The sequence below is a fragment of the Thermosynechococcus sp. PKX82 genome, from assembly GCF_031583255.1.
Taxonomy (GTDB): Bacteria; Cyanobacteriota; Cyanobacteriia; order Thermosynechococcales; family Thermosynechococcaceae; genus Thermosynechococcus.
Window position 1 is genome coordinate 930,337 of sequence record NZ_CP134169.1, and the last position, 19,529, is coordinate 949,865.

The window sequence follows — 19,529 nt, forward strand, 5'->3', positions numbered from 1 at the left end:
GAGTGGAGAATCGTTAAGGGCGATCGCGATGGTGGGTGCACTCAGCGCAGCTAGTCCCTTAGTCATTTGGACAAGTCTGGGGTTCATCTGTGGCCGTTGGTTGCCAGCAGTGATTCCCCAATGGTTGGGGCGCAGCCTCTATTGGGTCGGAGTGCCCATTCAAATTTTTGCTTTGGTGCGGCAAACCAACTTCGCGGGGTTAATTTGGTTGGCACCGCTGCTGGCCTTTGTGGCGCTCATTGTCGGCTATACCCTTGCCCAAGGCCTTTACTATTGGCAGCAACGCTACTTTCAGCCCCAATGGCTCCACTATACTCCTCCCTTCCTGACAAGTACAGTTCCCGAAGGAGAAAGTCGCCGCTTTCAGGGGAGCTATCTGATTGCCAGCATTCTCGGCAATACGGGCTTTGTCGGTTTGGGGGTCACGATTCCTCTCCTGAGTGCCACGGCATTGCCCTGGGCGGCCTTCTATGCCATTACCCAAAATGCCCTCGGCACCTATGGATTGGGTTCATTTCTCGGTCAGTACTACGGTAAGGGCAATGATCAACCTTGGTGGCGCGCCTTGGCGGTGATTCCAACCGTGCCGACCCTTTGGGCCTCCATGGCCGGCTTTGCGACCCATGATCTTTCCTTTCCCGAGGCGATTGAAAAGTTGTGTGAGATGGATATTCACTTGGTGATTCCCTTTGCCTTTGTCCTCACTGGAATTCGTTTGAGTCGGCTCCCCGGCTGGCAAAGTTTTCGTATGGGGTTGCTGCCTATGTTAGTGAAGACGTTGTTGCTGCCATTGACGATGATGGCGATCGCCTATGGTTTGGGCTTGCGGGGCGATACGTTGCTGGCGATCGCGATTATGACTGGTACGCCCACCGCCTTTGCCGCGCTAATTTTGGCAGAGGAATACGAACTCAATACCGAACTGCCACCGGCGGTGATTGCTCTGAGTACCCTGAGCTTTGTGGCGGTGTTACCGCTGTGGGTGTTCCTGTGCCGCCAAGTTTTAACATAACGCTAACGACTGCTCTCCTTTTCCAAGAACAGTGGCACACTGAAAATACCTGATCCATTGCTAGCCCTCTCACGAGTTTCCCTATGACGAATCCCCAAAGTCCTCCTCCTCCACCGCCACGTGTTCCCAATTCACCCCCGATGCCACCGCCCCGGCCGCCAATGGGGGCGGGTGTTCCGCCGCTGCCTCCCCAACCGGGAATGGCGCCTCCCCGTCCTGCTGCCCCCCCACCGCCTCCCCAAGGGATGCCCCCACAGCCCGGCATGCCGCCTCGACCCATGCCACCACAACCGGGGATGCCGCCACGACCAATGCCGCCGCAGCCGGGAATGCCCCAACAGGCAGTACCGACCCAACCGATGCCCACACCAGCCGCGCGGATCTCTGGCCCGACAATGGAACAACTGGTGCGGGAGGCTTTTGAGCACGGCTATTCCGATATTCATGTTGGGGTTGGCGAAGCGCCGCGCTTTCGCGATCGCGGACGTTTAGAAATTACCAACTATCCCGTTACTGATGAGGAAACCTTTAACTACTGGCTGAATGAACTGCTGACCCCCCAACAAATTGAGCAGTTTCGCACCCACCTTGAATACGATGGTGCCTATCAGTACGAAGGGCTATGCCGTGTGCGGATCAACATCTTTGTCGCCCTCAAAGGCCCCGCCATGGTGCTGCGCTTGATTCCGGTGAAGATTCTGACCCTAGAGCAATTGAATTTGCCGCCGGTCTTCAAGGATCTCTGCCACTACCACAAGGGTCTGATTCTGGTGACAGGGCCAACGGGTTCTGGGAAATCCACCACCCTTGCGGCAATGGTGGACTATATCAATACCGAAATGCCGAAGCACATTATCTCCATTGAAGACCCGATTGAGTTTGTGCACCAAAGTCGCCGTGCCCTGATCCGCCAGCGGGAGGTGGGTATCCATACACTGAAGTTTGACAATGCTCTGAAGGCGTCGTTGCGGGAAGACCCCGATATTATTCTGATTGGGGAGATGCGCGATCGCGAGACAGTGAATACAGCCCTAAAAGCAGCGCAAACGGGTCACTTGGTCTTTGGTACGTTGCACACCAACAGTGCCGTGAAAACGATTGAGCGGATCCTCAACCTCTACAACCCCGATGAACAAGGACCGATGCGGATGCAGGTGGCGGAGTCGCTGGTGGCAGTCATTGCCCAAGCCCTTGTGCGTACGACGGATGGTAAGCGGGCAGCGATTCACGAGATCATGATCAACACCGATGCCATCAAGGACTACATTTTGCGGGGTGAAGTGGAGGAAATTGAGGCGATTATTCCGCAGTGTCGGTATGACGGCATGTGCACGATGAACCAATGCCTCTACGAACTCTATGAGGCGGGGCGCATTGATGAGGAAACCGCCATCGAAAACTCCCCCAAACCCAACGAAATGGCGCAAATTCTACGGGGTCGTGTCTAGAGCAATGGTTGGCCTCAAGCCTGTCTTATACAAGGGGTTGGCCCTCTTTACACCGGGGGAGGATGTGGTCTTTTGCCGTGACCCATCAAAACAGGGGCATTGGCATCAGTCGCTTTGTCAAGCCCTGCAACAACTGTTGGATTTGGAGGAGCCGCCCCTTTTTCTATCCCCCTGCTACACAGCGGCGGTAGATTACTGGTTTGATGAGGAGCAGCAATGCCTGCGAGTGGCGGCGGAGGTCTATCCCTTGGCATGGCCCCATCGTCCCCTATTGAATGCCCTCTTTGCCCCTGCTCATCAGCCCACATTGCCGTGGCAGTTGGTACAGGATCCGCAGCATCCCTGCGATGTCCAAGCCCTAGAGGCCTACCGCAGCAGCTTTCCCCAACTGTGGGAGCAGCACCAACTGATCTATGATTTGCAGGAAGCCACCCCCCTGAGCAGTTTTGCACCGCGTCCTTCGGAACCCGATCGCTATGTCTTTCGCCTCTATGTGCGTGGAGAAACCCATGCCACGGAAGTTGCCCTGAAGAATCTCCATGACTTGCTGAGTCGCTTCCTCAAGGTGCCTTATACGCTCAAAGTGGTGGATGTCACCAAGCAACCCGATCTGGCGGAGGAGGATCAAGTGCAGGCCACGCCAACCTTAGTGCGGGTCTATCCCCAGCCGGTGCGCCGCCTTGTGGGACACTTGGATAATCGCGATCGCCTGCAACGTTTATTAAGCCCTTAGACCGATGACAAATTCTGCTAAAGACCTGCTCGCGGCTGCTGCTGTGGAGCGAATGGCGGGAACTCGTGATGCCTATGTGCCCTATCTGCGCCAAGTCTTTGCCGATGTGGTGGGGGAGGATGACGCGGTCAGTGAAACCCGTGGTGGCTTAGCAGCAGCCCAAGAGCGTTTGGCCAAGATACAGCCTCTACGGTATGGCAAGAGTCGCAACTTTTTGGCGGGGGCAGTAACGGGGCTTTCGGCCTATTTGCGCCACGGGGTGATCAGTTTGGCGGCGGTGCGCGATCGCCTGCGGGAAGTGGTGTCTCACCCCTATCAAGCGGAAGCCTTACTGCAACAACTGGCGTGGCGAGACTATTGGCAGCGCCTCTATATCCGTTGGGGCGATCGCCTGTGGCAGGACATCGAACCCTATAAAACGGGTTGGCAAGCAACCGATTATCAAACCGACTTACCTCCTGCACTCATCGCAGCGGAAACGGGACTGGCCTGTATGGATGCCTTTAGTGCCGACCTACAACGAATGGGCTACTTGCATAACCATGCGCGGTTATGGTTGGCAGCCTATGTGGTGCATTGGTGTCGGGTGCGCTGGCAGGCGGGAGCCGCTTGGTTTTTGCAGCATCTCCTCGATGGCGATCCGGCCAGTAATAACCTCTCGTGGCAGTGGGTGGCCAGTACCTTTAGCCACAAGCCCTACTTTTTTAACCGTCAAAACCTCGAGCGCTATAGCGATGGCAAATACTGTCGCCAGTGTGCGATGGGCGATCGCTGTCCCTTTGATGCCACCTACGAGGAATTGGCAGCCCGCCTTTTCCCCCACAAGGAATAGGGTTATTGGGGAGTCGGCTTCACGGTTTTGCGCAGAATCAAACAGTTACCCGTATTGCCCACGCGCTGATAGTCCAATTCATCCATGATGGTTGCCAAGAGGCGTAGGCCGCGTCCCCCTTCGGCATCGAGGGCAATTTGGCTGGGGAGTGTTGCCAGTTTGGCCATCAAATCAAAGGGATCCCCTTGATCCCAAATGCGCAATTCAATCACAGTATCTGCAAGGGAGAGATCAATGCGAATGGGGGTATCGCTGGCGCGATCGCGATGGGCATGGCGCACAGCATTGGTAAACCCCTCGGCAAGGGCGAGTTCCAATTTCAACCACTCTTCGATGGGCAGCGTCGTGGGGCGATATTGATTGAACCATGCCAAGAGAGCCTCCAGTTGGGTCAGGTCACTGGTCAGGGTTAGGGAAACCGTGGTGAAGGGAGGCGTCATAGGCTGAGTTGTCCTTGCTGGGGTGGAATCAGTTGCAGAGCTTTAGGATCGGATACCAAGAGGTCAAAAACAGCTCCGCAGCTCGCCCTGCCCACTGAATGTAAAGGATGCAAATGGAGCCATGACGAATAGACGTTTCGCCGCTGGAGGGCTGCTGAGATGGGCTGCAGGAGAAAGAGGGTTCAATGGGGCAACGCAGATGGGACATGAAGCAGCCAAATGCAGGAGGACTGATTACATTTTCCTCGTTTTGTTGCCCAATAGGGTGCACCAGAGCGATCGCCAGTTGGGAGGCTGGCACAACCCCTGGGGAAAGAACCGTGTGCCGAGGATAATCAGCAACCCATAGAGCATCAGACGGCCATCGCGGAAAAAAGTGGCCACTGCCACTGGCAAATAGGGTTGATCGGCGAGTCCCCGCAGGAGTTCAGGCAGAGCTGTAAAGAGCATACCGCCAGCGATCGCCCCCACAAACGTGCGATTGCCCCCCACCAGCACTGCTGTCAGTGCCAACACCCCCATATCAAACGTGCCCTGACGCGGATTCCAAGTATTCAAAAGATGGGCCGCCAAAACTCCCGCCACCCCCGCTAGAATTGCCCCCAAGACAAAACCCAAAACCTTGTAGCGAGTGGTATCAATGCCAAGGGTCTGCGCCACCAATTCATCGGCACGAATGGCCTGCATCGCCTTGCCCGCACGGGTCTGTTCCAAGCGACCGATGGCGATCGCCACCATGACCAGCAAGGGCAGCGTCAGCCACAAATAGCCCAAGGGTGTACTAAAGGGTTGGGGAATGCCAAAGATGCCGATCGCCCCCCCGGTCACCTCCAGATTGAGTGCCAACACCCGCAGCACCTCAGAGAAAGCAATCGTGGCAATGGCAAAATAAATGCCCCGTAACCGCAGCACCGGCACCCCCAAGCCCCAGCCCACCACACCACAGACCACAGCCGCCAACACCATTTCCCCCAGCACCAAGGGCACGGGATAGGGGTTCAGGTCAGGAAAAAGACGGGTTGAGACCAAGGCAGCAATATAGCCACCCATGGCATAAAACGCTGGACTCGCAAGGGAGAGTTGGCCACTCATCAGGGGCAAATAGAGTGACAAGGCCAGCATCGCCCCCAAGGTCATTGAAACCAGTAGGAAGTCGTACGTGCCGAGCCAACCCGCCATAATTACTGCTAAGCATCCATTGCACAGGCCGGCACGCTGGCCGCAGCAAGCTGCTGCAACTCCGCAATAATGGCTGCTTCGAGGGCTTTATCCCCAAGGCGAATCGTCAGACGCGACAGCCGCAGGGAGGCCGTAATCCGACCGCTAGGGAAATCGAGCCACACCAACTGTTGAAATTGGCGACAGCGACCACCATGGCGCTGGGCAAGGGTAGTGAGTTCCTCCTTGGTGGGCGATCGCCCCAGATCCACATCAACCACCCATGTACCGCCACATTCCCGCCGTTTAGAGAGTTGAATTGGCATTCTCAGAACTTAACTTATAGGCGTTGAGCATAAAATTCACACCAGGGATCACCCTTTTCCCGCGCCTTCACCTCTGCCCCTTGAAACACACCGCCCCGTTGAAAGAGACGATTGTAAAACGCCTCATCTAGGACAGGCTTCTGTTGAATGCGCCCGTTATAGACAATGTTCATCATTGCCGGTACCGCCCCTTGGGCAAAATAACAGGCCGGTTGCAGGGTATGGGGATAGGAAGCCAAGAAGTAGTTGGTTTCGTAGTTGCCATCAATGGCCACCCGACAGGATTCATTCCCGACCACCTCTAGGGCTTGCCAACGCCCCCATCCCAAACTACTGGCAACGGCATACCCCCCGTGAATCCAATCGGTATCGGTTTTTAACATCGGGCCAACGACCGTTTCCCACTCCAAAGACTCCATGATATTGCCAAAGGTGTAAAAGACACAAACATGGCCTGATTCACGGATCAAGGCCTGCCCCACCTCTAAAAGCTGCGGATCTACCTTTTGCAGCTCATCCAAGAAACGGTACTGAATGCGGTTGTAGTAGTTGGCAGGCATCCGCGTCAGCAGCACATTAAAGGCACGAATTTGACCATTCACATCCCCTTCCAGGGGCAGTCCCCAGAGGGCTTCGTTCACCGCATCGTAGTCCACACTGGTTTCTGGCTGCGGCAGGGGCGCCGGTTGATCAATGAGCTTGCCCATTTGCGGACTCGGTGTTAGGGAGCGGCGCACCGGTGCTTTGGTCACATGGATCATGCAGTGATCCTGCCGCGTCACCACCATACAACTGGTTTCTTCAGCCACATAGGTACCCAACGCCGCAAAGGTGGCATCTAGGGCTGCGGCCACATAACCCACCGCCAAGTGATCAATGGGTTTCGTGCGGCTCACCTGCTCACCGTATTTTCCAAGCCAGCCCTCTGCATAGTGGGAGTGGGTTAATTCCACCTCACCCCCTTCTTCTGTCACCTCAAAGTTGAGGCGGCCAAAGCCCAAAAAGCTAAAAATCTGGGCGGCGGTGGCAAGGCGTTCCGCTGGCGTTTGCACTCCCAACGTATTAAAGGCATTGGCGAGCAAGCTATAGAAAATCTCTTGGGCTGAGGTCTGTAGGATACTGACGCCATCAATCCAGTCGGGGTCTTCAATGGTTTGCTGGAGAAATAGGTTGTAGTGGTGGCAGTGGAAAATCACTGGTTCGTCAAAAAAAGCCACCAGCTTGCGGGGGCGATCGATACGGAGATGCTCAAACATAGGGCCAATCTTTTGTTAAATGGTGAAGGGTGAGTCAAATCAACCTAGGGAAGGGCAACCGGCAGGCGTTCCACACCCAAGATATCGGCCACGCCCTTGTAGAGAATGCGCACTTCCCGTTCATCCAACTGGCCTTTTTCCAATCGCTCGCGGTGCAAGCCCGTTTTCAACGACAGCCGCAGCGCCACAAAGTTGGGATCCGGCGCATAGCGACGGGCATAGCTAAGCAGCAGTTGAGCGACGGAGGTGGTGTTGTCTTGGACAGGCGGCAAGAGGGGCTTGCCATCCGCCAAGATCGCCTTGATCCGCTCAAAGACCAGCTTCAGGTTCGTGCTACCCTTGGTGAGAAAGAGAACAAAGTAGGGAGTTTTGCTGAAGGCTTTGATGACCAATCGCACCTCTGCCGAACCCGCTAGCAGATAGTCTGCCTCCGAGGCCGGATCCACCACTTGGCACACGCGATTGTTGGCTCGCAGCAGATCGCTGGCATAGGCCCCCAAAGAACTCAAGGACTCATTTTCAAGGCTATTGCCACTGTAGTTAATTTCGGCAATGGTTGCTCCATCCGTCGTGCGGCCAATTAACACAGCTAACACGCCCGGGACTCCGGCAATATGTTGCTCTAAAACACTCTTGAGTGTACGCACCAGCATTGCGAATTTCCCAATCAAGATTAAGCTTTGACTAACTCTACTTTATAGAGGTAATCAATTGTTGCGCATCCGTAGAATTTCTGATACTCTAGGTTTTTATTAAAAATTAACAATTGTATCCACAAATACTTTTTACACTATTTTGCAGCGGGTCTGCAGCGGATCCCTTGCCTATGGCGCCGATCAAAGAACTGCCTATCCCCGATTTTTTTGATGCCACTAAGGTTGCTCAAGTGTGGCGCGTTCCCTACCAAGAGCGAGCAGTGCAGGCGCGGCAATGGGCACAGCAGTATCAAATTCCCCCTGCCGCTGAGGATCGGCAGCGTACGATCCTTTTGCTCATTGATGTGCAAAACACCTTTTGCCTACCCGACTTTGAGCTATTTGTCCAAGGGGCGGTTGCGGATAATCAACGCCTCTGCCGCTTTATCTACACCCACCTTGCCCACATTAGCGAGATTATCGTTACCCTCGATACCCATACCGCCAGTCAAATTTTTCATCCCCTCTTTTGGCGAGATGCTACCGGGGAACCGCCGCCACCTCTAACCACGATTACCGTTGACGATGTTGAGCGGGGGCGCTGGCAACCCAATCCCCATCTGCTAACCTCCCTCGGCATGACTGATCAAGAGAGTTTGCAGGCCTATGCCCGGCACTACGTTGCCCAGTTAGCCGCCAAAGGCAAATTTCCGTTGACGATTTGGCCTTACCACTCGATGCTGGGGGGGATTGGCCATGCCCTTGTGTCTGCTGTGGAGGAGGCCTGTTTCTTTCATACTGTGGCGCGACAGCAGCAAACCCGCATCGAACTCAAGGGGAGCCACCCCCTGACGGAGAATTATTCGGTGTTGCGTCCAGAGGTGAGCCATGACCTCCAAGGGCGTCCTTTAGTGGCGGTGAATAGCGCTTTGATTGAGCATCTGCTGGCGGGCGATCGCCTGATCATTGCCGGTCAAGCCAAAAGTCACTGTGTTGCTTGGACGGTGGCCGACCTGCTCAGTGAAATTCAGCAGCGCGATCCCCAACTAGCGCAACGCGTCTATCTCCTTGAGGATTGTATGTCCCCTGTGGTGGTGCCGGGGGTCGTGGACTTCAGCGAAACTGCCAATGCAACCTTTGCCCAGTTTGCTGCTGCCGGCATGCACCGGATCAGTACTAGCAGTGCTTCCCTGAATCTTTAGTTGATCTAAAGACTTACCACTTCTGAAAAGAGACAGTTTAGGATCGGGGCTAGATGCATCCTCACTAGGGAGGGGCTATGACTGATTTTGCAGCTCACGAACAAGCCCTCGATCGCGATTGTTTGACCCTATCTCGCCACGTTCTCCAGCAACTCCAAAGCTTTGACGCCGCTGCCCAAGACCTGAGTGCCCTGATGAATCGCATTGCCCTTGCTGGCAAACTGATTGCTCGCCGTTTGAGTCGAGCGGGTCTCATGGAGGGGGTGTTGGGCTTTACAGGGGCAGTGAACATCCAAGGGGAAGACGTCAAAAAAATGGATGTCTATGCCAATGAAGTCTTTATTGCGGCCTTCAAGCAAAGTGGCTTGGTGTGTCGCCTTGCTTCTGAGGAAATGGAAAAGCCCTACTACATTCCCGAAAACTGCCCCATTGGCCGCTACACGCTGCTTTACGATCCCCTCGATGGTTCCTCCAATGTGGACATTAACCTGAACGTAGGCTCCATTTTTGCGATTCGCCAGCAGGAGGGCACTGATCTAGACGGCACCGCTGCTGATCTTCTACAAGATGGCCACAAGCAAATTGCCGCGGGCTATATTCTCTATGGCCCTAGTACGATGCTGGTCTATTCCCTGGGCAGGGGCACCCATGTTTTTGTCCTTGACCCTAGCCTCGGCGAGTTTATTCTGGCGATCGAGAACCTGCAAATTCCCGCTAGTGGCTCCATCTACAGTGTCAACGAAGGCAACTTCTGGGCATGGGAAGAATCCATTCGTAACTATGTCCGCCATGTCCATCGCCAGCCCGGCTACAGTGCCCGCTACAGTGGTGCCCTTGTCGGCGATATTCACCGCATCCTTATGCAGGGGGGGGTCTTTCTCTATCCGGGCACCCAGAAAAATCCCGCGGGGAAGTTGCGTCTACTCTACGAAGCGGCACCGATCGCCTTCCTCGTGGAACAGGCCGGTGGCAAAGCCAGTACCGGCACCCAACCCCTCCTCGATGTCGTGCCTGATCATCTGCACATGCGCACACCACTCATTATTGGCAGCCCTGAGAACGTTGCCCTTGTGGAATCCTTTATTCAGCCTACCCCTGCCAACGCAACTGTGACACAGGTGTAACCCATGGTAACCCTATTTGAAAATCCCCTGCGGGTCGGATTACGCCAAGAGCGCACCCCAGAACCACTGATTCTAGTGATCTTTGGTGCCAGTGGAGATCTCACCCAGCGCAAGCTCATTCCCTCCATTTATCAACTGAAACTGGAACGCCGTCTGCCCCCAGAACTTACGATTGTTGGTGTGGCGCGTCGTAACTGGAGTGATGACTATTTTCGCGAGCACCTGCGCCAAGGGGTCGAGGAATTTGGCGGCGGCATTCAGGCGGAACCCCTGTGGCAGGAATTTGCCCAAGGCCTGTTTTACTGCTCTGGCAATATGGATGATCCCGCCGCCTACACCAAGCTGAAAACCCTGCTGGCTGAGCTGGATGAAAAGCGCCAAACTCGCGGCAATCGCGTCTTTTACCTTGCGGTCGCACCGAACTTTTTCGTTGAAGCGATTCAACAACTAGGGGCAGCCGGTCTATTGAGTGATCCCCAAAAGCATCGCCTCGTCATTGAAAAGCCCTTTGGCCGCGATCTCACCTCTGCCCAAGCCCTCAATGAAGTGGTGCAGTCGGTGTGCAAAGAGGAGCAGGTTTACCGTATTGACCACTACCTCGGCAAAGAAACCGTTCAAAACCTGATGGTGTTTCGCTTTGCTAATGCTATTTTTGAACCCCTCTGGAACCGCCAGTACGTAGATCATGTGCAGATTACCGTTGCCGAAACCGTGGGGGTTGAAGACCGCGCGGGCTACTATGAAACTTCGGGTGCTCTGCGGGACATGGTGCAAAACCACATCCTTCAGTTATTGGCCTTGACCGCCATGGAACCCCCCAATGCCCTCGATGCCGATAGTCTGCGCAACGAAAAGGTGAAGGTGCTCCAAGCCACCCGTTTAGCAGATTTGGATAATCTCGATGCCTGTGCTGTCCGCGGCCAATACCGAGCCGGCTGGATGAAGGGCAAACCTGTGGTGGGTTACCGCGAAGAACCGGGGGTGAGTCCCACCTCCACCACGCCCACCTATGTGGCACTCAAACTGGTGATTGATAACTGGCGCTGGCAGGGGGTGCCCTTTTATTTGCGCACGGGTAAACGCTTGGCAAAAAAAGTGACGGAAATCTCGATTCAGTTTCGCGATGTGCCCCTGCTGATTTTCCAGTCGGCCGCCCGCCAAACCAACCCCAATATTCTAACAATGCGTATCCAGCCGAATGAGGGGATTGCCCTGCGCTTTGAGGCAAAGATGCCCGGTGCAGATCTGCGCACGCGCACGGTGGAAATGGACTTTAGCTACGGCTCCTCCTTTGGAATGGCAACGGCGGATGCCTATGCGCGGCTCTTGCTGGACTGCATGCTCGGGGATCAAACCCTGTTTACCCGGGCGGATGAGGTGGAAGCGGCTTGGCGGGTGGTGATGCCGGTGCTCAGTGCTTGGGATGCCCCTACGGATCCAGACACGATTCCCACCTATGAAGCGGGGACATGGGATCCCGATGCCGCAGAAGCGATGATTAATGCCGATGGTCGGCGGTGGCGGCGACTGTGATCTTTATCCATCATGGGAAGAGATGGGAATCAAGGCCGAACTTCATTCACAGATAGGTACCTAGGTATGGCAACTGAATCAACTCCCCTCGTAGCGCTCCAAGATCCCGTGGATGTCTCATTAGATGATATTGAGCAAAGTTTGCGGCAAATTTGGCTCAGCCATGGCGGGGATGGTACGGCGCCAGCAGCAGTGCGGGCAACCACCTTTACCCTAGTTGTCTATGAGGCGGATGATACCCAACAATTGCTAGCGGCCTTGGGCTACTACACAGGCCCCATTGATGGTATTCTTGGCCCCCGCATGCAGTCGGCGATTCGTGCTGCTGAAAAGAATCACAACTTGCCCTTGACGGGTCGAGTCACGCCCCAACTGCGGCAGGCCTTGCAGGCAGAATATGCTCAGGGAACCCCTCGGAGCGATCGCTATGCCGTGGATATGCGCGGTAGTGGCATTGCTGACGCGATCGCCAGCCAAAATCCCTGTCGGGTGATTGCCCTGTGTCCTACCCTTGGCGAAGATACGGGAATTACTGCTCAGGTGGCGGCCTACTGCCCGATCAACAAAAAGATGCGCAGTTCCCTCGTTTGCTGTGAATACATTACCCTCAAGGGCACCCATAGCGCCTTCCAGCGGGTGGAACCCCTGTTGCAGTCTTTAATCATTCGCGAACTCCCCCGCTTTTTGTGGTGGAAGGGGGACTTGTTCAATAACTTTGAGTTGTTTCAAACCCTTGCGCCCCAATTTAGCCGCGTGATTGTGGATTCCAGTGAATTTCTCGATCCGCTGCGGGGCTTGCGGGCGATCGCGCCTTTGCTGGAGCAGAACCTTCCCCTCGCAGATTTGAACTGGCGCCGTCTGGGGGCATGGCAAGAACTGGCCGCCGAAGCCTTTGATCCCCCCGAACGCCGTTTGGCCATTCAGGAAATTGATCAGGTGGTCATTGACTACGAAAAGGGCAATCCCGCCCAAGCTTTAATGTACCTTGGCTGGTTAGCTTCCCGGCTTCAGTGGCAGCCGCGCCAGATCCGCCACGAGTGCGGTGACTATGATGTCTATCACGTGGAACTGGTGGCCTCCGATCAACGGTTGATTAAGGCAGAATTAGCAGGCATTCCCACGGGTGATGCTGGCCTCGTGCTGGGGGATTTAATTGACCTCAAACTCACCTCCTCCAATCTCCAAGCCGATTGCTGTACAATCATTTGCTCAGAAACCCGTGGCTGTATGCGCATGGAGGCCGGGGGCAGTGCTCAAATGTGCCGTACTTATCATGTGTCTCCCCTGAGTGATCTCACGGCTGAGGTGCTCTTGAGTCAGGAACTTCAGCGCTGGGGACAAGACTTCCTCTACAGTGAGAGTTTTGCCGTTGTGGCTCAGATGCTAGCCTTGATGCCCTAGCATGAGATCCCATGACCGAAGATTTTCGCCTTGTCATTGACCTCAGTGTGGTACTGGGGGCAGCGGCAGTGGGGGGTGTGTTGGCGGCTTTGCTGCGACAACCGATCCTGCTGGGCTACCTTTTGGCCGGTATGTTGGTCGGGCCAACGGGCTTGGGACTCCTCAAGGAAGTACCTCAAGTGGAAGGTTTGGCACAACTGGGGGTGGCCTTTTTGCTCTTTGCCCTAGGGGTGAGCTTCTCCCTCGGTGAAATTCGCAAAGTTCAAGGGGTTAGCTTGGGGGGCAGTGCCCTGCAAATTTTCCTGACCATTGCAGTTACAACGCTCATTTCCGTTGGGGTTGGCTGGGTAAGTTCCCCCAATCAGGGGATTTTCCTCGGTGCTGTCCTCTCCCTCTCTTCAACAGCAGTGGTGCTGCGCAGCCTCATGGATCGCAATGAGCTGGAGTCGATCCAAGGGCAAATTATGCTGGGCATCTTGGTGGTGCAGGATCTGGCGGTGGGCTTGATGATTGCCGTCTTACCCGCCCTGAACAAACCCCCAGAGGAGTTGGGACTTGCCCTCGGCCAAGCAGTCTTGACCATTGCTTTGATTGCCGTGGGGGCGATCGCCGCTGGGATGTGGTTGCTGCCCCCTCTGCTACGGCTACTGGCCAAAACAGAAAGTCGTGAGCTTTTCCTTTTAGGCGTCGTTGCCCTCTGTTTGGGAATTGCCCTGCTGACCCAGTATTTGGGGCTTTCGATTGAGATTGGTGCCTTTATTGCCGGTCTGATGATCTCCGAGGTGGAGTATGCCGATCAAACTCTCGATTACGTGGAATCGATCCGCAATGTCTTTACCACGCTCTTCTTCGCTTCCATTGGTATGCTCATTGATCCAGTGTTTCTCTGGCAGCACTTGGATCGCATTATTGAACTGGTCAGCCTAGTGATTCTGGGTAAATTCCTGATCACCACCCCCATAGTCAAGCTCTTTGGCTATTCGTGGAAAACGTCATTACTGGCGGGGATTGGGCTGGCTCAGATTGGGGAATTTTCCTTTGTGCTGCTGACGGCAGGGCGGGGCTTGGGATTGGTGTCCCAACAAGTTTATCTGCTCACCCTCGGCACGACAGCAGTGACGTTGCTGGTGACGCCCTTTTTGTTAAAGCTGGTGCCTGTGCTGTTGGAACTGCCCCTACTGCGCCGCATCCTCAAGGAAGATGAAATCCTCGACATGGATTTAACGGGGTTGCCGCAGCGGAACCATGTGATTGTCTGTGGCTATGGTCGCGTCGGCAAGAGTGTGGTGAAACTCCTCCAAAAACAAAATTATCCCGTGTTGGTCATTGAGCAAAGTGAAACGGTGATTAACGAAGTGCGCGATGCCCAACTGCCCTACATTTACGGCAATGCCGCTAGTACCACCATTCTGGCCAAAGCAGGCGTCGATCAAGCCCTTGGTATGGCGATCGCCCTCTCGGATAGTATGAGTACCCGCCTCTGTCTCAAGCGTGCCCTAGAGTTTGCCCCGGAACTGGATGTCATTGTGCGCGCCAATAGCGATCGCGACATTGAGTTGCTTTATCAACTGGGGGCACGGGAGGTGGTGCAACCCGAGTTTGAAGCCAGTCTGGAGTTGGCCGCTCATCTATTCTTTACGCTAGGCATGGGTGAACGCCACATTCAGCAGCAGGTACAACAGGTGCGCGACAGCCACTACGCCAATTTGCGCGGCGATACTCCCCCTGAGGGAACCGCCCGTCTCCTGCGGCAAGCAGCTCAGGATATGAATAGTCGCTGGCTGACCGTCCCTGAGGATTCCCCCATTCGGGGCATGAGTCTTGCGGAAATTCAACTGCGCCAGTTGACGGGGGTGACTCTGTTGGCCATTGTCCGTGCCGATGGTACTGAGGTGGATTATCCCAGTGGTGAAACCTGTCTTGAGGGGGGCGATCGCCTCCTGATTGTTGGTCAGCCAGCAGAGTTTGCAGCTTGTGAAGCCCTGATCAATGGCCGTGTCGGTGTGCCCCAAGGGGAAACCTTATTTCTTTGGATCATGTTGCCCAAAGAGATTGGCGAACAACATCGCACCATTGCCGATCTGCATCTGCCTGAGACCGTCACCATCCGTGCCCTGCGGCGAGAGGGAACGCTGCTCTTGGAACCCAAGGAGGACTGTCCCCTAATGGCGGGCGATCGCCTCCTCCTCACTGGCTCTATGGCTGCCCTACAGCGCATTGGCGATCAACTGCAAGCACGATCCACTCCGCTGCCACCGTGAGCACGCAGTAGCCAACGCAACTGATAAACATATCGCGCGGTCGTTGCCACTTCTCGGGCAAATTGTTCGCTTTCCAGAACCCCCAAAGCAGTGCCAATCACGGGGATCAACTCGCCACTCAATTCTTCCCTCAACATCACTAATGCGCGACTCAACACCGCCTCCACCGTGTTGTCGGTAAAAACTTCAAAGGCACTGTCTTCCAAGAGGCCGGCGATCGCCCCCCGTTCACTGTCCTCAGAAGGATGCAGCAAACTCAACAATAGATGCTGACGTTCCTTGGCAGTGCCGGCAAAACTGATCCCCAATGTGCCCCAGATGATGTGCTGTTCAACTGTGGTCTCACTGCCAAAGCCATAGCACAAGCCCACCGCTTGAATGGTTTTGAGACCCAATAGCAGAGTCAACCCCACATCCACCAGTTCGCCCAGAAAGTCAAAGGGAGCAGTGATCAGGGCTTCCAAGGCAGCGTTGGTCAAGGCCGCACCGGCAACCCTAGCTTGCAGGCGATCGCACACCTCTAGGGGTTGATCCTTGAGATCCTGCCAATGATCGACTGGCACCCGAGTGTTCCCCAATCGCTGTTTCAGGTGTTGCCAAGCCTGATCACTATTGGCCAGTAGGCGATCGCCCGCCTGACGCAGAATCGCTAGATGTTCAGGGGACAACATCCGACTGATATGACGCTCGACTGTGGCATTGACCGATTGCACCGCCTGTTGCAGAGGGTTCGTTTCCTCCCGCAGCCACGCACTGATTTTTTTAATTTGTTGCCGCTCATAATCCGTAAGAGCAAGATTGCGGGTCATCGTGGCCACACCCGGCGATAACAAACCGTAAGATGAGAACCTTGCTCCTGCCGCAGCAATTGCCAAGCCGCCACAAACCAGCGCCATAATTCCCCCATAGAGTAACCGCGATAGCGACAAACCACTCCACGAATCAGGGCACTGACCTAGGGCGCGCCAAGCCTCGACACTCATGCTGGGGAAGGGCAGTACGAACGGCAGAGCCGTCCTATAATAGAGAATCCCTAATCCCAAATCAAGGTGAAATCCATTACAAAGTTAGGCAACAGGGGCTCTCCTGAAAGACAAGGGGGATGTTCCAAAACCTGCACAGCTTGCCCAGATCGATAACAGTAAACCTGTCGCATTTCGGGATCAACTAACCAACCCAGTTGGGCACCATTGTCCACATACTCCTGCATCTTGACTTGGAGAGCAGCCAAATCATCGGTTGGCGACTTGAGTTCCAACACAAAATCAGGACAGATGGGGGCAAAGCGGCGCCGTTGCTCAGGGGTGAGGCGTTGCCAGCGACTTTTTTCAATCCAAGCAGCATCAGGGGAGCGAATGGCGCCATTGGGTAAACGAAAACCAGCGGAGGAGTCAAAGGCTACACCCAGCTTTGTTTGTTGGTTCCAGTGCCATAACTGGGCACTGAGACTGAGGTTTTGACGGCTACTTTCACTGCCGGCAGGCGCCATGGCAATCAATTCTCCCTGAGCGCTACGCTCTAGCCGTAGCTCAGGGTTACTACGGCAAAGTTGCTCGAAGGCTTCATCAGTTAATTCAATCGTGGGACGCAGGTTCAGAGCAATCATGGGTTTGTTTTGCAAAAAAGGGAGCTTTTGGCCAAGGGAGATGCTTGCTCGCTTCCCCAACTGGGTTGCCAGAAGTATACAGGGGAGCTTGATGTCTGACATAGGACAACTCTAGTTCAGCCGGCCACACGGTTCTAGCTCCCCACCGCCGTTAGGGATTGCCGCTGCTGTTGCACTTGGAGATAGACCAAAAGGGCATTAATATCTGCCGGGTTGACCCCACCAATACGGCTGGCTTGACCAATGGTGAGGGGGCGGATGGTACTGAGTTTTTCCCGTGCTTCCATTGAAAGGGTGGGGATGGCAAAGTAATCCAAATCCGCAGGGAGCGGACGCTGGTCTTGACGGGCAATCTGCTCAATTTCCCGTTGCTGCCGTTCAATGTAGCCGGCGTATTTAATGGCAATTTCAACCGCCTCTTTCTCTTGGGGAGTCAGATCGGGATTGCCAAGGCCATGGCGATCCAGTAGGTCGTAATGTACCCCCGATCGCCGCAGCAACTCATCAAGGGCAATGGCACTCTTAATCGCTTGACCCGTTGCGGCCACAATCGCTTCGCCCACGGGTTCATGGGCTTTAATGCGCGTCATTTGCAGGCGTTGGGTCTCCGCCGCAAGGCGCTGTTGCTTTGCTTGAAACACTTGCCACTGGGCTTCACTCACCAAGCCAATCTCGTGCCCCAAGGGGGTGAGCCGCTGGTCAGCATTGTCCGATCGCAACACCAAGCGATATTCCGAGCGGCTGGTGAGCATGCGGTAGGGTTCCCGCAGTTCCTTCGTGCACAGATCATCAATCAGGGTGCCGATGTAGCTCTCTTGGCGTGGGAAGGTGATCATCGGTTTCCCCTGAACAAAGCGAGCCGCATTGATCCCGGCCACAATCCCTTGGGCGGCGGCCTCCTCATAGCCGGTGGTACCGTTGATTTGTCCGGCACAAAACAGCCCCTGAATCTTTTTCGTCATCAGGGTGGGAAAGCACTGGGTTGCCGGCAAGTAGTCGTATTCCACTGCATAGGCCGGACGCAGCATGATGCAGTTTTCTAGCCCCGGCAGGGTGCGCAACAGTTGCAATTGCAGCGGTTCCGGTAGCCCCGTGGAAAAGCCTTGGATATAGAGTTCTGGTGTATCGCGGCCTTCGGGTTCAATGAAAATTTGATGGCTTTCTTTGTCAGCAAAGCGGACAATTTTATCCTCAATACTGGGGCAGTAGCGGGGGCCTTTGGCATCCACCCAACCGCCATAGACGGGCGTCAGGTGCAAATTCTCGCGAATGAGTTGGTGGGTAGCAGCGGTGGTGCGCGTCAAGTAGCAGTTCATTTGGGGTCTTTCCACCCATGCGGTGGGGTCAAAGCTAAACCAGCGTACCTGCTCATCTGGGGGTTGCGGTTCCATCTTGCTGTAGTCCACCGATCGCCGATCTACCCGTGCGGGTGTTCCTGTTTTCAGGCGATCCACCTCAAAACCGAGCCGTGCTAAGGTTTGGGAGAGTCCCTCAGCGGCAAATTCGCCAGCCCGACCAGCGGCCATGGATTTATTTCCCACCCAAATGCGGCCACCGAGGAAGGTTCCCGTTGTCAGGATCACTGCTTGACAGCGAAAGGCGACGCCAAAGTAGGTTTCAACCCCAATCACCGTGTCATTGGCATCAAGGACTAAATCCGTGACCATGCCTTCGCGCACGAGCAAGTTGGGCTGATTTTCCACCACCTGCTTCATGACGGCGCTGTATTCGCGCTTATCGGTTTGCGCCCGCAATGCCCAGACCGCTGGCCCCCGTGAGGCATTCAGGAGCCGCTTTTGCAGATAAGTGCGATCGGTCACACGCCCAATTTCGCCCCCAAGGGCATCCACTTCATGCACCAGTTGCGATTTTGCGGGGCCACCCACGGCAGGATTACAGGGCTGCCAAGCAATTTTATCGAGGTTGAGGGTCAGCAAGAGGGTACGACAACCCAACCGTGCCGTTGCCAAGGCCGCTTCACAGCCGGCGTGACCGGCACCAACAACAATGACATCAAATTCATCCTGAAACGCAGGCAGCGTTGACATGGCGATTGCACCCTAGGCTAGTGATGGTTTAGAAGAACGTGGCGCTACTGGAGAACCCCGATAAGAGTTGGACAATAAATTGCAAGAGGAAGAAGGCAATAATCGGCGAAAAGTCAAGGCCACCGATGGGGGGAATCAGGCCACGAAAGATATTCAGGTAGGGATCCGTTAACTGACTGAGAATCGAAAAGGGCGGATTGTACCAGTTGATATTGGGAAACCACGACAGCAGAACCCGAATCAGCAGCACAATTAAGTAGATCTGCAAAAAGTTCGCAATCCCCATCAATAGAATGGGCAATACAGGTGCCTCGGTCATTGGTCTTCCCCTTGCAAATTCAAGTGCATCCCTTATTGTACCAATGCTGGCAAGAAGCTAGCCCCAGCGGTCATTCTCCCTCGCTAGACTAGGAAATAGAAGTTTCTGCATGCATTCCCATAAAGTTATCGCTGTGCCCCTGCATAGGGGAGCGATCGCCAAAGGATAAAGAGATAGAGGCCTGTCCGACAGCGG

Annotated in this window: 18 protein-coding genes; 9 read left to right on the forward strand and 9 right to left on the reverse strand. The window is 55.0% G+C overall.

Annotation, left to right across the window (positions count from 1 at the left end; all coding sequences use genetic code 11):
* Positions 1-28 precede the first annotated feature (28 nt).
* The 4 genes from RHH53_RS04465 (at position 29) to RHH53_RS04480 (ending at position 4,025) form a co-directional block, all read left to right on the forward strand.
* Positions 29-1,012 carry an AEC family transporter gene (locus tag RHH53_RS04465; protein ID WP_302678958.1) on the forward strand — a complete coding sequence of 328 codons (984 nt, stop codon included), beginning with the start codon at positions 29-31 and terminating at the stop codon, positions 1,010-1,012.
* An 83-nt stretch (positions 1,013-1,095) separates the two neighbouring features.
* Positions 1,096-2,460, forward strand: a complete 1,365-nt coding sequence (locus RHH53_RS04470; RefSeq protein WP_302678959.1) for a type IV pilus twitching motility protein PilT — start codon at positions 1,096-1,098, stop codon at positions 2,458-2,460.
* 4 nt (positions 2,461-2,464) lie between these two features.
* The gene (locus RHH53_RS04475; protein ID WP_302678960.1) at positions 2,465-3,193 is read left to right on the forward strand and encodes a circadian clock KaiB family protein; all 729 of its coding nucleotides are present in this window, start codon (positions 2,465-2,467) and stop codon (positions 3,191-3,193) included.
* 4 nt (positions 3,194-3,197) lie between these two features.
* Positions 3,198-4,025 carry an FAD-binding domain-containing protein gene (locus RHH53_RS04480; RefSeq protein ID WP_206201236.1) on the forward strand — a complete coding sequence of 276 codons (828 nt, stop codon included), beginning with the start codon at positions 3,198-3,200 and terminating at the stop codon, positions 4,023-4,025.
* A gap of 2 nt (positions 4,026-4,027) precedes the next feature.
* Here the strand turns inward: RHH53_RS04480 and RHH53_RS04485 are convergent, their stop codons facing one another.
* The 5 genes from RHH53_RS04485 to RHH53_RS04505 all read right to left on the reverse strand — a co-directional run bounded on the left by RHH53_RS04485 (position 4,028) and on the right by RHH53_RS04505 (position 7,858).
* Positions 4,028-4,465: an ATP-binding protein gene (locus RHH53_RS04485; protein ID WP_149817272.1), complete on the reverse strand. Its 438-nt coding sequence runs from the start codon at positions 4,463-4,465 to the stop codon at positions 4,028-4,030.
* A 234-nt stretch (positions 4,466-4,699) separates the two neighbouring features.
* The gene (locus tag RHH53_RS04490) at positions 4,700-5,644 is read right to left on the reverse strand and encodes a branched-chain amino acid ABC transporter permease (protein WP_206201237.1); all 945 of its coding nucleotides are present in this window, start codon (positions 5,642-5,644) and stop codon (positions 4,700-4,702) included.
* An 8-nt stretch (positions 5,645-5,652) separates the two neighbouring features.
* A complete protein-coding gene (locus RHH53_RS04495) occupies positions 5,653-5,949 on the reverse strand; it encodes a hypothetical protein (protein WP_310744153.1) in 297 nt (98 codons plus the stop codon).
* Between the two features lie 14 nt (positions 5,950-5,963).
* Positions 5,964-7,205 (reverse strand): hypothetical protein, encoded by a 1,242-nt coding sequence (locus RHH53_RS04500; protein WP_206201239.1) that lies wholly within the window; start codon positions 7,203-7,205, stop codon positions 5,964-5,966.
* A 44-nt stretch (positions 7,206-7,249) separates the two neighbouring features.
* On the reverse strand, positions 7,250-7,858 hold the full coding sequence (locus tag RHH53_RS04505; protein ID WP_206201240.1) for a hypothetical protein: 609 nt from the start codon (positions 7,856-7,858) through the stop codon (positions 7,250-7,252).
* 173 nt (positions 7,859-8,031) lie between these two features.
* Between RHH53_RS04505 and RHH53_RS04510 the strand changes: the two genes are divergently transcribed.
* From RHH53_RS04510 to RHH53_RS04530, 5 genes are all read left to right on the forward strand, one after another.
* A complete protein-coding gene (locus tag RHH53_RS04510; protein WP_302676679.1) occupies positions 8,032-9,042 on the forward strand; it encodes an isochorismatase in 1,011 nt (336 codons plus the stop codon).
* A 77-nt stretch (positions 9,043-9,119) separates the two neighbouring features.
* Entirely contained in the window at positions 9,120-10,166 is a 1,047-nt protein-coding gene (gene fbp / locus RHH53_RS04515; RefSeq protein ID WP_206201242.1) for a class 1 fructose-bisphosphatase, read from the forward strand.
* Positions 10,167-10,169: 3 nt separating this feature from the next.
* Positions 10,170-11,699, forward strand: coding sequence for a glucose-6-phosphate dehydrogenase (zwf, locus tag RHH53_RS04520; protein ID WP_302678964.1), 1,530 nt, complete (start codon positions 10,170-10,172; stop codon positions 11,697-11,699).
* A gap of 66 nt (positions 11,700-11,765) precedes the next feature.
* A complete protein-coding gene (gene opcA / locus RHH53_RS04525; protein ID WP_310744154.1) occupies positions 11,766-13,100 on the forward strand; it encodes a glucose-6-phosphate dehydrogenase assembly protein OpcA in 1,335 nt (444 codons plus the stop codon).
* Between the two features lie 11 nt (positions 13,101-13,111).
* Positions 13,112-15,361 (forward strand): cation:proton antiporter, encoded by a 2,250-nt coding sequence (locus RHH53_RS04530; protein ID WP_310744155.1) that lies wholly within the window; start codon positions 13,112-13,114, stop codon positions 15,359-15,361.
* On the opposite strand, the gene RHH53_RS04535 is transcribed toward RHH53_RS04530, so the two are convergent.
* The 4 genes from RHH53_RS04535 to RHH53_RS04550 form a co-directional block, all read right to left on the reverse strand.
* Entirely contained in the window at positions 15,325-16,344 is a 1,020-nt protein-coding gene (locus RHH53_RS04535; protein ID WP_310744156.1) for an EcsC family protein, read from the reverse strand. The genes RHH53_RS04530 and RHH53_RS04535 overlap by 37 nt on opposite strands.
* A gap of 50 nt (positions 16,345-16,394) precedes the next feature.
* A complete protein-coding gene (locus RHH53_RS04540) occupies positions 16,395-16,967 on the reverse strand; it encodes a Uma2 family endonuclease (RefSeq protein ID WP_206201247.1) in 573 nt (190 codons plus the stop codon).
* Between the two features lie 134 nt (positions 16,968-17,101).
* Positions 17,102-19,015: a tRNA uridine-5-carboxymethylaminomethyl(34) synthesis enzyme MnmG gene (gene mnmG / locus RHH53_RS04545; RefSeq protein ID WP_206201248.1), complete on the reverse strand. Its 1,914-nt coding sequence runs from the start codon at positions 19,013-19,015 to the stop codon at positions 17,102-17,104.
* A gap of 28 nt (positions 19,016-19,043) precedes the next feature.
* Positions 19,044-19,334 carry a YggT family protein gene (locus RHH53_RS04550; protein WP_149817300.1) on the reverse strand — a complete coding sequence of 97 codons (291 nt, stop codon included), beginning with the start codon at positions 19,332-19,334 and terminating at the stop codon, positions 19,044-19,046.
* Between the last annotated feature and the right edge of the window lie 195 nt (positions 19,335-19,529).